The organism is Myroides odoratimimus (assembly GCF_004337635.1).
Lineage (GTDB): Bacteria > Bacteroidota > Bacteroidia > Flavobacteriales > Flavobacteriaceae > Flavobacterium > Flavobacterium odoratimimum.
Genome location: NZ_CP037427.1, coordinates 1083486 through 1096310, shown reverse-complemented (window position 1 = coordinate 1096310; position 12825 = coordinate 1083486). Strand labels below are relative to the sequence as shown.

The window sequence follows — 12825 nt, the reverse complement described above, 5'->3', positions numbered from 1 at the left end:
GGATTTTTATTTTATTAATAACTCTTTTGTTTTATTCATGTAAAAGAGATGTTACAGTGAGTACTTATATTAGTACCGAAAATAATGTTTTTAATGTTGAAGATACAGTTAAAGTAGGATTCAATGCAGTTGATTTTTTAGACAAAAAGGTTTTTAATAATGATAGTCTGTACCCTAAGTTTCCCTTTTCTGGTTCAAATATAGCTATGTATGATAATTTAGAAAGATCTGAAGCAGAAATTCCTCTAATTTATTATAATAGCGGGCATCACTATTATCCAATTACTTTTTGTCAAGTGGCTTTAGCATATCATGCTAATTTTTTAGAAACTAAATCAGAGAATAGTAAAGAAGAGTTTTTAAAAATATCTTCACATATCTTAAACGAGGCAGTTTTGATAGAAGACTTTGCGGTTTTACAGACGGAACTACAAGTTGAAAACTATCGACTACCTTCTAAATGGGCATCAGCTATGTCACAAGGATACGCTGTAGTAATTATGTTACAAGCTTATAATTTAACGAGAGATAATAGATATTTAGATATGTCCAATAAGTTCTTGAAATCATTTGATTATTCAATAGATAAAGGAGGAGTTTTAAATTTTTGGGATGGTTATCCTTTTTATGAAGAATATGCAGATCCTAAATCACATGTTTTGAATGGGTATATGTTTTCGCTAGCAGGATTGTATTATAGTTATCGAGTTACAGGTAATAATGATGCAAAACGTCTTTTTGATCAAGGTATAAATACTTTAAAAGCAAAAATTCATGTGTATGATTCTTTCTTTACTTCAAATTACAATAAATTTCGAGTAGAAGAAATGAAGAATGAGACATATGCTTCAGCAATTAATGAAGATCCAGATCATTATCATGAATTAGAGATTTATCAACTTTTGACTCTATATTATTGGACTAATGAATCAATATTACGAGAATATGCACATAAGTTTATTAAGTATGATACTGGAAAAATTGATAGTTATTATGATTTCGATAAATTTAAGAAAGTAACTTCTTTAAAATTACAAGAAAATATAGATGTGTTAACTGATGAGTTGTGGAGTTGGGGGAATTTTTGGAGTACAAAAAATAAAGATAATGAACTAATAATAGAGTTTGATAAGTATCGAAGAAATATAGAAGGTATTGTTTTTTATAGCCCTACTGAAGAATCTTTACCACACAATTATTCTATTTATGTGTGGGAAAAAGATAATTGGGAAAAAATATATACCAATAAAGATATCTATAATAAAAATAGAAAGTATTATAAAACAGGAGGATTCGATACATTTATTGATATAAACTACTTTCCTGTATCATTTGCTACCAATAAGTTAAAGATAAGTTTCGATGTTGGTAGTAGAGGAAACGTGAGCTTGAGAGAAATAAATGTGTTATTTGACCAAGATGATAAAGTAGAGTATATTTTAAATTCTATTAGAAAAAATGTAATTGATTGATGAATAAGGAATTTATAAAAAATATTATTATTAATAATTTATCATTAGGATTACAGTTTGGATCAAGATGGTTACTTAGTATTGTTTTATTGTCAAAATTAGGAATTATCCCTTTTGGAATTTTTTCATTTATTTACTCGTTGGCTAATATTTTGGTATCAGTTCTACCCTTCGGTAGTCAGTTTTATTTAATAAAAGAAACAAACATAGATAAGGATAATAGTAAAGAGTTACAGGCATCAGTTCTTATACTTACTATATTATCATTTTTAGTATTTGGAGTAATTTTGATTTTAGATTTTCTAGGAGTTAATAGTTATGGTTATGTAATATATTTAGGTTGGATTTTAGGAGTAGTTTTTAGTATTAATAATATTCTTTTTTCTTATTTAAAAGGAATAGGGCAGTTTGGCTTTGAATTAAAGATAAATGTTGTTTTTTCTTTATTAATTTTTGCTCTAATGGGGTATGTAATTTATATTGAAACATTAGAAATCAATACAATTTTTTACTTATTGATTTTATTTAATCTATTAACGACAGCTACTTTTCTTAATTTATCTAAAGGTATTTCTTTGTTTAAAGATATTACAGTTCTTCTAACTAAAAAACAGTTGTTACTTGTTTGGAAAGCGAGACAGTATTATGGATTACAGGATATAGTTACAGCTTCTTTTGTTCAGGGAGGAATGTTACTATTGCCACTTTTAGTTCAAGGAGATATTTATGGAACGTATAGAGGGTTGTTATTAATTGTGGCTCCATTTGCTCTATTAAATCTTGCGTTTTCACAAGTATTATTAAATCAAATAAAAAATGTTTCTGTTGAAGAAAAAGGAATAGTATTTCATTCTCTGCAAAAAATAGCTATTCCTATTCTAGTATTGATTTTAGGAGTAATGTATGTTTTTAGAGAATTTGTTTTAGAAAAAATAGCCAAGTTAGCTTTAACAGAAACAATTAATCAAGCGTATATCGGTGTGTTAGGGATTATATTTTTCAGTTTTGTTTATTCAGGGTACGAAATGTTATTAGTAGCTTTAAATAAACAGAAAATACGTTTTTTAATTATGGTTATTGGGGCTGTAGTTAATTTAATAACCATATTCACATTGTTACCCAAATATGGAGTAGTGGGAGCTATAGGAACTAATTTGATTTCAACATTTATTGTTTTTGCTTTAATTCTGTGGAGTGGGGAGAAACAATTAAAAAAATATTAAATTATGTGTGGAATTTTAGGAAGTATAAATTTACCATTTGGTGAAGCAACATTAAATACAATATATCATAGAGGTCCAGATAGTGGAGCTATTGAAAGTTTTGATATAGAGAATAGTACTGTTTTTTTAGGACATAGACGATTAGCCATTGTTGAACTAACAGAAGCAGGATATCAACCTATGACATCTATAGATCAAAATTTTGTAATTGTTTTTAACGGTGAGATATACAATCATTTAGAGCTTCGAAAGAAATTGCCTGAGATTAGTTTTAAAGGAAATTCTGATACTGAAACTATTCTTTACTATTTAGCTAAATTTGGTATTGAGGCGATAAAGGATTTTAATGGAATATTTAGTTTTTGTTTGCTAGATAAAAAGAGTCAAAAAGTGTATTTGGTTCGCGATCACTTTGGTGTTAAACCCTTATACTATTTATTAGAAGAATCTAATAAATTACTCTTCTCTTCAGAGATTAGACCTTTAAGATATTACAAGGGAAAATTAGAGATAGATCAAGAGAATGTAGCTGAGTTATTGAAACTTAGATATAATCCTTCGCCAGATACTATTTATCAAGGTATTTTAAAAGTGCGTCCTGGACATATTCTAGAGTATGACTTAGAGAAGAGCTCTATTGATATTTATAGTTATATAAACCCAGTTGCAATAGTTAAGAATTATAGCTTTAATAAGGCAGTAGGTAAATATGGTCAACTTTTTGAAGATGCTGTTAAGAGACAATTAATGTCTGATGTAGAAGTAGGTACTTTACTAAGTGGAGGAATAGACTCTGCTTTAGTTACTTATTTTGCTCAGAAACATTCTGATAATAGGCTTAAAACATATACAGTAGGGTTTGAAGAGAATGAATTTGCTAATGAAATAGAAGATGCTCAAAGGTCTGCTGATTTCTTAAAGACAGATCATCATAATATTATTATATCAGCTAGTAATTTTAAAGAGATTTTTGAAGAGACATGTCGTATTGTTGAAGAACCCTTAGGAACAACTTCAATATTACCAATGTTCTATTTAAATGAGGCTGTAAGTAAAGATTTAAAAGTAGTTTTAACAGGGCAGGGAGCAGATGAACCACTTGGTGGATATACTCGCTATAAAGGAGAAATCTTAGCAGATAAGTTTCCTTCTTTTATGTTTCAATTAATGAAGCCGATTGCTAATTACAGTAAAAAAGAGAGATGGATTAGAGCTGCTCAATCATTGTCTATTAAGAATGATGTAAAGCGTTGGGAAAACATCTATGCCCTATTTACAGATACCGAAATCAATACACTTATAAATCATAGTGATTATAAAAGCTATGATAGAATCTGTTATTACTATGAATTATTAAAGTGTAAAGACAAGAAAGGTGTTGAAGGAATGATGGCGGTTGATTTGAGAATGAATTTAGCAGATGATCTCTTAATGTATACAGATAAAGTTTCCATGAATTTTACAATAGAAACAAGGGTTCCAATGTTAGATGTTGAATTAATTAAGTTTTTAGAATCTTTACCATATGATTTTAAAATAGCTGATGGAAAAACAAAAAGAATACATAGAGCATTTGCAGAAGAAATTTTACCTACGGAAATAATTAATAGACCTAAGAAAGGTTTTATGTCTCCAACTGAAAAGTGGTTTAGAGAGGATTTAGGCGAGTATTATATACAAATGATTAAAGAAAGTGATAGTCCTTATTTTGAATTGTTTAATAAAAAGGCTGTATTGGATATTTTTGAACAACACAAAAAAGGCTTTAATAGAGAAAAACAGATTTTTACATTACTATCGATTTATTACTTATTTAATAAATAATGAAAATTGCAATTATAACATCTAGATATCCTAAAGAAAATCAGCCATACAATCATATGTTTGTTCATGTTAGGGCATTGTATTTTAAATCTCAAGGAGTAGATGTGACTATTTTAGTACCAGCAAAGGAGAAAAGTATATATAATTATCAAGGGATTCATGTAATAGAGGATGTGTCAAGTGAAATAGCTAATGTATTAGGGAAGTATGATCTATTATATCTGCATTTACTTAATCAATATCCATTAAAGAATGGTGGCTTTAGTATATACAATGCTATTTTAAAGAATAAATATCCTGTAGCAATCTATATTCATGGAACAGATGTGTTAAAGTATCCTGAGTATTTGTATGATTTTACTTGGTCAATAAAAGGTATTGTGAAGTATCTATATATTAATACTTGGAATCATTTTTGGATGAAGCGCTTCTTAAGGCAAATAAGTTTATCAAATAGGTACTTAATTATGACGCCTTCACTATGGATGAAAAACCATACTGAGAAGATTCTTGCTATAAAGTTTGAAAAGTTTTATGCAGTTCCTAATGGGGTTGATACTGAGTTGTTTGATGTTCCGTTTAATTATCAAAATAGACATAAGATTATTACAATAAGACCTCTCTCTGATGTTAAATATGGAGTTGATATGTCTATAGAATTAATGAGATTTTTACCGGATATATTTACATTAGATATTTATGGTAAAGGTTTTTTGAAGTATAAATATGAACAGCTAATAAAGAAGTATAATCTAGAGAATAGAGTTAGGATAATAGACGATTTTATAGAGAGAAAAGATTTGCCTACGTTGTTTTCTAATTATGGTATTTTTAGCGCTTTTACTTTGTTTGATTCTCAAGGAGTTATTATGTGCGAAGCTATGGCAAGTAGATTGTTAACAATAAGTAATAATAATTCTGCAATAAGTGAATTTATTGAAGATAGAATAGGGGGTTTAATTGATGATGATCTAGAGAAACTTGCACAGAGAATCATTGAGATTACTAATGATTCTCATGTGATGGAGAATATAGTAAAAGAAGGTAGGAGTGGAATGACGAAAATTAATTGGCGAAAACAAGGTGAAAAAGAACTTTTCTTATTAAAACAAATTGTGACATGAAATTAATACATGATAATGTAAAAAAGCTAGATTTTATTATAGGATATTTATTGTTTCCATTATTGATTTTGGACATGATAAATGGTATATTACATGAGAATAAGATTGAGTTTATATTTTCTTTAAGTCAATTGTATAAGTCTATTCTTATTTTATTATTAAGTGTTAGGCTTATTTTATACCCTAAAGTGTTTCAAAAAATTTTATTATATACGCTTATCCTTTTTATTCCTTCAATCACTCAATTTTGTTTTTATAATTCAGACCTCAACCTCCTTTTTCAGGACACTATTAGAACTTCGAAGTATCTAATTATTATTATCTCCTTTTATTATTTTAAATATTATCTAGTTGATAATAATAGTTTTACTATTTTATGGAGGTGGATAAAATTTTCATTTTGGATTTTAGCATCCAATTTATTGAGTAAGTTGGTAGGTTTAGGTTATCCAATGTATGAGTTTGGTAATATCGGGACAAGAGGATATTTTATTGCAGGTAATGAAATATCAGCATTACTAATTGTTCTATCTGCTATCATAGGTTATTATTATTTGGTTGTTAAAAAGGACAAGTTAGCTTTTATTTTTTATGGAGCCTTTAGTTTTGTTTTAGGTTTATTGATTAGCTCTAAAACAGGGATGCTAGGAATTGTTCTTGTTTATATTGCAATTCTTTTAAGTGTTTATGATTTTTCTAAAAATATATCTAAAGCAACAATTGGTAAGGCATTATTAGGAATTAGTAGCATATTAATTATAATTGTTCTTTTTATAACAAATACATCAATATTTGATAGATATACTTTATTTTGGGATAAGTTAGATTTTGTAACTTTTGTTTTGTCAAGCAGGAATTTATATTTCCATGAGACTTGGTTGATTATACAAGAGAAATATAATCTAATTAATTATTTTATAGGAGTTGGGCCTACGCAATATTATGAATGGGCATCTAAATTTGTAGAAATAGATATGATAGATATTTTTTTCTCTTATGGTATAATGGGGGTTTTACTTTTTTTTCAATTTTATGGAAGTCTATTAAAAGAATCTATTTTGCTTAGTAAAAAGCAGGAATTCCCTTTTGGTCGAGTAACTTTAATTCTTTTATGTTTTTTACTTTTACTATCGTGCTTATCAGGACATATATTAAATTCAGGAATAGCTGGTGTGTATATAGGATTTGGGTTTGCTATAATGTTTAAAAAGATTTAAAATGGAAAGGAAATTAGTTTTATTAGGGACATCGTTATTTTGTTTTTTAATACCTATTTACACAAAGTTGGCTAATATAGGTTTAGGCTTATTAGTAGTCAGTGTATTATTCTATATTTATAAGAATCGAAAGAATTTAGAGATTTATGGATTAAAAATATATGTAAAAAATAGCTTTAAGACGACTGTTTTTATTTTTGTATTATTGATTTTAGGTTTACTTTATACAGAAGATCTGAAGAATTCAATAAAATTGATTGAGAGGTTTTCTTCTTATTTACTTATACCTATAATATTTAGTTTTTTTCCTTTAGTTTTTTTACAGAAGATTAAGGATGTTTCATTTAAGGCATTTGTTGGTGGAACGTTTGTATCTAGTTGTATATTGATATTAAATAATTTCTATAACTATTATTTATTTAAGGGGCAAAGTATAGTTTTAGAAAGAGATATTTTTAGTTATGATTTTACTTATCACGTATTTGCTTCTTTGCTTGACTTTCATCCAGTTTTCTATGGTTTCTATGTAGTATTTGCATTGGTAATTGTTTTAGAAAATAAAACTGTATTTCATAAAACTGTAAGAGTTCTATTAGTTTTTGTTTTAGTAATTTGTTTGTTGTTTTTAAATAGTAGAAGCCCTTTTTTACTATTAACATTATATATATTATTTTGTATAATAAGAGCATTTGTTTTATTTGTAAAGTATCGCAAAGGTGGGATACAACTATTGATAGTGGTCTCTTTGGTAATATTCTCTTCTTTGGGGCTGAATCAGGTTTTAAAAGGAACATATCTTTATGAAAGAATTTCAAGCCAAGTTGTATGGGAGCTAACTGAGAATAAGGGAACATCTTATAGTGGAGAGTTTAAAAATGATAGCAGATGGAGTAGATGGGAAGCTATTTTTTATAAAGGAATGGAACATCCTTTTGTAGGCTCTGGATCAGGAAGTGAAGATAGAATTTCACTGGAAGCTTATAAACAAGAAGGATTAATTTATGCAGTAAAAGAAAAGTACGGACCTCATAATCAGTATTTGTCTTTTTTTATTGAATATGGTTTAGTAGGAGTTGCTTTGTTTTTCTATTTTCTTGTAGTTAATGTAATACATAATATTAGAGCAAAAAATTTTACTTTCTTGTTTTTATTTGTAATTATAGGTGTTGGTTCTTTATTTGATTCTATTTTATATCGTAATATGGCTATTATATTTTTTAGTTTTTATGCAAGTATTTTTACATTAATTAATTTGAAAAATGAAAGAAGAAATTTTTGATATTTCCATTGATAATTTGTCTATGAATGAGACATTAGATGTTATTAATAAATCTATAGATACTAAAGAACCTATTATGCATATAGTGGTTAATGCTGCTAAACTTGTAAATATGCAAAGTGATATAGAGTTGTTTGATAGTATTAAGAATGCTGATCTAGTTAATGCTGACGGAATGGCTGTGGTATGGGCCTCTAAATTCTTAAAAAAATCATTGAAAGAACGAGTATCAGGAGTTGATTTGTTCGTCAAACTTGTAGAAAATGCTGCAAATAGAGGAGAATCAGTCTATTTGTTAGGTGCAAATGAAGAAGTTGTAAGTAAGGTAGCAGATAAGTTTAAAGAAAAATATGGTGATCAAGTTATAGGAGGGTATCGTAATGGATACTTTACAAAAGAAGAGGAACCCAGTATTGTACAAGATATTGTGAATAGTAAAGCTACTTATTTATTTGTAGCAATTAGCTCTCCAAAAAAAGAAATATTCTTGTCAACATACAAAGAGGAATTATCTTTAATAGGTTTTACTATGGGGGTAGGTGGAAGTTTTGATGTTGTTTCAGGAAAGGTAAAGCGCGCTCCTCTATGGGTTCAACAATGTGGAATGGAATGGTTTTATAGATTTCTTCAAGAACCTAAGAGAATGTGGAAAAGAAGCTTTATTACCAATGGTAAGTTTATTTTTTTAGTAGTTAAAGAGAAGTTTAGAAAAGGATGAAAAAAATATTAATAACAGGAGCAGCAGGTTTTTTAGGCTCGCATTTATGTGATCGTTTTATAGCTGAAGGTTTTCACGTAATAGGAATGGATAATCTAATCACAGGTGATTTAAAGAATATCCAACACCTATTTCAATTAGAGAACTTTGAGTTTTATCATCATGATGTAACGAAGTTTGTGCATATACCTGGAGAATTAGATTATATACTTCATTTCGCATCACCAGCGAGTCCGATAGATTATTTAAAGATACCTATTCAGACGCTAAAAGTAGGTTCATTAGGAACGCATAATCTACTTGGCTTAGCTCGTGTAAAAGGAGCACGTATTTTGATAGCATCTACATCAGAGATATATGGAGATCCATTAGTACATCCACAGACAGAAGAATATTACGGAAATGTAAATACGATAGGACCAAGAGGGGTATATGATGAAGCTAAACGATTCCAAGAATCTATTACTATGGCATATCATACATTTCATAATGTAGAAACAAGGATAGTACGTATTTTCAACACTTATGGCCCTCGTATGAGACTTAATGATGGACGTGTTATACCTGCATTTATTGGGCAAGCATTAAGAGGAGAAGATTTAACTGTCTTTGGTGATGGTAGTCAGACTAGATCTTTCTGTTATGTAGATGATCAAGTTGAAGGTATCTATAGATTACTGTTATCAGACTATCACCTACCAGTTAATATTGGAAATCCAGATGAGATTACAATATTAGACTTTGCTAAAGAGATTATTGCCCTTACTCAGTCAGAACAAAAGATTATTTATAAGGATTTACCAATAAATGACCCTTTACAACGTTGTCCTAGTATTGAGAAGGCTAAGAAAATATTAGGTTGGGAACCAAAAGTCGGTAGAAGTGAGGGTATGAAGTTGACGTATGAGTACTTTAAAGCTTATTCAAGTGAGGATTTATTAAGAGAAGAACATAAAGATTTTTCAAAGTATATATATTAGTGAGTAAAAATTCAGGTAGATATTCGTATTTAATTAGACCATTGACTATAGCTATTGATTTGTTTGTAATCAATACAATGGCAGCTTTATACTTCTCTAGTTTAAAAGGAGTATATCTATTTCATTTAGTCATTACTATTGGTTGGATTATTGCAGCATGGATGAGCGACTTCTATGGAGTCTTCCGCCATACACGAGTAGTTAAGATTGGAGAGAAAATAGTAAAGCAGTTTGTTCTGATCTTAGTATTGATTACCTCTTTTAACGGGATTGCAGCTAGGTTTGCAGAACCTTTAGATATATTCCTATACTGTGTATATGCTTTTGGGATTATTACAGGAGTGAAGTTTTTTATCTTTTTCTCTTTAAAGTATTTTCGAAAAGTACTAGGGGGGAACTCTAGAAATATCATTTTAATAGGAAAGAGTAAGGAAATATCTTTATTAAATAAACTGTTTATAAAGAGAGGAGATCTTGGATATAGAATAGTTGCTACTTATGATGATGTATTATGTTTAGAAAAAGTAGATGAGATAGAACAACTTATCTTGGAGAATAAGGTAGATGAGATTTATATACAGTTTTCAATAATCCAAGGGGAGGATTATCATAGATTGTTAGAGTTGGCAGATAATAATTTAGTAACATTAAAGTATGTACCTACCCAAAAACAGATTATTACACATAATCTGAAGGTAGACTATTATGACTTGATAGCTATTGTCCCTAGACGTGTTATTCCTTTGGATAAGCCCTATAATAAGTTATTAAAAAGGTTATTTGATATTGTATTCTCTTCTTTAGTGATTGTATTTGTGTTGTCTTGGTTATTTCCTTTACTCGCTATTTTGATTAAAAGAGAATCTAAAGGACCTGTATTCTTTAAACAAAAAAGAACTGGAGTCAATGATGAAGAGTTTGTATGTTATAAGTTCAGGTCTATGGCTGTTAATGATGATTGTGATCAGAAGCAAGCGACTAAGAATGATATGCGTGTAACTAAGATAGGAGCTTTTATTCGTAAAACTAGCTTAGATGAATTCCCTCAGTTTATCAATGTCTTTTTAGGAGATATGTCTATCGTAGGGCCTAGACCTCATATGGTGGTTCATACGAAGTTATATTCAAAGAGAGTAAACAAGTTTATGCTACGTCACCTTATCAAGCCTGGAATTACAGGGATGGCACAGACACATGGATATAGAGGAGAAATAGAAACAGATAGAGATATTATTAATCGATTCAAGTATGATTTGTTTTATTTAGAGAACTGGTCTATACTCTTAGATTTAAAGATTGTGTATCTTACTGTTTACAATGTTTTTAAAGGAGAAAAAAAAGCATATTAATAGGAAAGCATCTAAACTAAATTAGATGCTTTTTTCTTTAGAGTAACTTTCGTTATTGTGTTATTTATATTTATTTTTGGTGTTTAATAACAAACAACACAATTAATGAAAATTTTACTATTAGGTTCAGGAGGACGTGAGCACGCACTTGCTTGGAAAATGCTTCAAAGTTCTAAATGTGAAGAGTTATTCGTAGCACCAGGAAATGCTGGTACAGCGAAAATTGCTAAGAATATAGCGGTCAATCCAAATGATTTTGAAGCAGTAAAGAAGACTGTTCTAGAGCATAAGATTGATATGGTGGTAGTAGGACCTGAAGATCCTCTTGTAAAAGGAATTGTAGATTTCTTTAAAGGAGATGATCTAGTAAATCATATTCCTGTAATAGGACCTTCTATGAAAGGAGCACAATTAGAAGGAAGTAAAGACTTCGCTAAAGAGTTTTTATTTAAACATAATATACCGACAGCTGGTTATGCTACTTTCACAAAAGATACAGTAGAAGAAGGGAAGAAGTTCTTAGATACAGTAAAAGCTCCTTATGTATTGAAAGCAGATGGATTAGCAGCAGGTAAAGGAGTAGTTATTTTAGAAGACATCAATGAAGCTAAGGCGGAGTTAGAGAATATGTTAGTAGATGCTAAGTTTGGTGATGCTAGTTCTAAAGTAGTTATTGAAGAATTCTTGTCTGGTATAGAATTGAGTTGTTTTGTATTAACGGATGGTAAATCATATAAGTTATTACCAACTGCAAAAGACTACAAGAGAATAGGAGAAGGAGATAAAGGGTTAAATACAGGAGGTATGGGAGCAGTTTCTCCAGTTCCTTTTGCTACTGATGACTTTTTAAAGAAAGTAGAAGAGAGAGTAGTTATTCCTACTGTAAGAGGATTGCAAGAAGACAACTTAGACTTTAAAGGTTTCGTATTCATTGGATTGATTAAGGTTGGAGATGATCCATTCGTGATCGAGTATAATGTACGTATGGGAGATCCTGAGACAGAAGTGGTGATGCCTAGAGTGAAGACTGATTTAGTAGATCTTTTTGAAGCAGTGGCTAACGAAACACTTGATACAGTAGAGATAGAGTTAGATGAGCGCACAGCTACTACAGTAATGTTAGTATCGGGTGGTTATCCTGAAGAGTATGAGAAAGGAAAAGTAATTACAGGTATAGATGACGTAACAGACTCTATTGTATTCCATGCTGGAACAGCACTAAAAGATGGAGAAGTAGTGACTAATGGTGGTCGTGTATTAGCTGTTACATCTTATGGAAACAGTTACGATGAAGCATTAAAAAAATCTTATCAAAACATAGCTAAGCTAAATTTCGATAAGATTTATTACCGTTCAGATATAGGTTTCGATTTGTAAAAATCGAAACTATTTTAAAAATGAGTGGGCTGTAGTATCTTGGTCATCTTCATTATTTGCTTTGAAGATTTTTAGTTGTTTTAACCAAAAAGCAAAATAGTAGCAAGTAATAAGGATAAACGCCCAAGTAATAATATTTGCAGTCCACCAATTTGTTAATTCTAATTTTGCAAAAAGATCCATTGGAATAAATAGAACTTTTTCAAAAAGGAATCCTAATCCAAGAAAAAATGAAGTCATTGTACTTTATTTTAAATTAAAT

11 protein-coding genes are annotated in these 12825 nt (G+C 29.4%); 10 read left to right on the top strand and 1 reads right to left on the bottom strand.

Translation table 11 applies throughout. From position 1 onward, the window contains the following. Positions 1-56: 56 nt before the first annotated feature. The 10 genes from E0Z07_RS05105 to purD all read left to right on the top strand — a co-directional run bounded on the left by E0Z07_RS05105 (position 57) and on the right by purD (position 12563). Positions 57-1472 carry a D-glucuronyl C5-epimerase family protein gene (locus E0Z07_RS05105; RefSeq protein WP_225581439.1) on the top strand — a complete coding sequence of 472 codons (1416 nt, stop codon included), beginning with the start codon at positions 57-59 and terminating at the stop codon, positions 1470-1472. Continuing rightward, positions 1472-2695 carry a lipopolysaccharide biosynthesis protein gene (locus tag E0Z07_RS05100; RefSeq protein WP_006257977.1) on the top strand — a complete coding sequence of 408 codons (1224 nt, stop codon included), beginning with the start codon at positions 1472-1474 and terminating at the stop codon, positions 2693-2695. Before E0Z07_RS05105 ends, E0Z07_RS05100 begins: the two co-directional genes overlap by 1 nt. A 3-nt stretch (positions 2696-2698) precedes the next feature. Continuing rightward, positions 2699-4519: an asparagine synthase (glutamine-hydrolyzing) gene (gene asnB, locus E0Z07_RS05095; RefSeq protein WP_006257978.1), complete on the top strand. Its 1821-nt coding sequence runs from the start codon at positions 2699-2701 to the stop codon at positions 4517-4519. After that, positions 4519-5643: a glycosyltransferase family 4 protein gene (locus E0Z07_RS05090; protein ID WP_006257979.1), complete on the top strand. Its 1125-nt coding sequence runs from the start codon at positions 4519-4521 to the stop codon at positions 5641-5643. The genes asnB and E0Z07_RS05090 overlap by 1 nt, the downstream gene beginning before the upstream one ends. Further along, positions 5640-6860 carry an O-antigen ligase family protein gene (locus tag E0Z07_RS05085; protein WP_006257980.1) on the top strand — a complete coding sequence of 407 codons (1221 nt, stop codon included), beginning with the start codon at positions 5640-5642 and terminating at the stop codon, positions 6858-6860. The genes E0Z07_RS05090 and E0Z07_RS05085 overlap by 4 nt, the downstream gene beginning before the upstream one ends. 1 nt (position 6861) lies before the next feature. Further along, on the top strand, positions 6862-8139 hold the full coding sequence (locus E0Z07_RS05080; RefSeq protein ID WP_006257981.1) for an O-antigen ligase family protein: 1278 nt from the start codon (positions 6862-6864) through the stop codon (positions 8137-8139). Further along, positions 8120-8857, top strand: coding sequence for a WecB/TagA/CpsF family glycosyltransferase (locus E0Z07_RS05075; protein ID WP_006257982.1), 738 nt, complete (start codon positions 8120-8122; stop codon positions 8855-8857). The genes E0Z07_RS05080 and E0Z07_RS05075 overlap by 20 nt, the downstream gene beginning before the upstream one ends. Then, the gene (locus tag E0Z07_RS05070) at positions 8854-9837 is read left to right on the top strand and encodes a UDP-glucuronic acid decarboxylase family protein (protein ID WP_006257983.1); all 984 of its coding nucleotides are present in this window, start codon (positions 8854-8856) and stop codon (positions 9835-9837) included. The genes E0Z07_RS05075 and E0Z07_RS05070 overlap by 4 nt, the downstream gene beginning before the upstream one ends. Next, positions 9837-11186, top strand: a complete 1350-nt coding sequence (locus E0Z07_RS05065; RefSeq protein WP_006257984.1) for an exopolysaccharide biosynthesis polyprenyl glycosylphosphotransferase — start codon at positions 9837-9839, stop codon at positions 11184-11186. The genes E0Z07_RS05070 and E0Z07_RS05065 overlap by 1 nt, the downstream gene beginning before the upstream one ends. Before the next feature lie 105 nt (positions 11187-11291). Continuing rightward, positions 11292-12563 (top strand): phosphoribosylamine--glycine ligase, encoded by a 1272-nt coding sequence (gene purD, locus E0Z07_RS05060; RefSeq protein WP_006257985.1) that lies wholly within the window; start codon positions 11292-11294, stop codon positions 12561-12563. 9 nt (positions 12564-12572) lie between these two features. Here purD and E0Z07_RS05055 read toward each other — a convergent pair whose 3' ends face one another. Further along, positions 12573-12803 carry a DUF6341 family protein gene (locus E0Z07_RS05055; RefSeq protein WP_006257986.1) on the bottom strand — a complete coding sequence of 77 codons (231 nt, stop codon included), beginning with the start codon at positions 12801-12803 and terminating at the stop codon, positions 12573-12575. Positions 12804-12825: the final 22 nt, after the last annotated feature.

Bases quoted from the DNA above. Each gene is read 5' to 3' on its own strand.
- E0Z07_RS05100 (WP_006257977.1), top strand. From the start codon at position 1,472: ATGAATAAGGAATTTATAAAAAATATTATTATTAATAATTTATCATTA.
- E0Z07_RS05080 (WP_006257981.1), top strand. From the start codon at position 6,862: ATGGAAAGGAAATTAGTTTTATTAGGGACATCGTTATTTTGTTTTTTA.
- purD (WP_006257985.1), top strand. From the start codon at position 11,292: ATGAAAATTTTACTATTAGGTTCAGGAGGACGTGAGCACGCACTTGCT.
- asnB (WP_006257978.1), top strand. From the start codon at position 2,699: ATGTGTGGAATTTTAGGAAGTATAAATTTACCATTTGGTGAAGCAACA.
- E0Z07_RS05070 (WP_006257983.1), top strand. From the start codon at position 8,854: ATGAAAAAAATATTAATAACAGGAGCAGCAGGTTTTTTAGGCTCGCAT.
- E0Z07_RS05090 (WP_006257979.1), top strand. From the start codon at position 4,519: ATGAAAATTGCAATTATAACATCTAGATATCCTAAAGAAAATCAGCCA.
- E0Z07_RS05055 (WP_006257986.1), bottom strand. From the start codon at position 12,803: ATGACTTCATTTTTTCTTGGATTAGGATTCCTTTTTGAAAAAGTTCTA.
- E0Z07_RS05085 (WP_006257980.1), top strand. From the start codon at position 5,640: ATGAAATTAATACATGATAATGTAAAAAAGCTAGATTTTATTATAGGA.
- E0Z07_RS05075 (WP_006257982.1), top strand. From the start codon at position 8,120: ATGAAAGAAGAAATTTTTGATATTTCCATTGATAATTTGTCTATGAAT.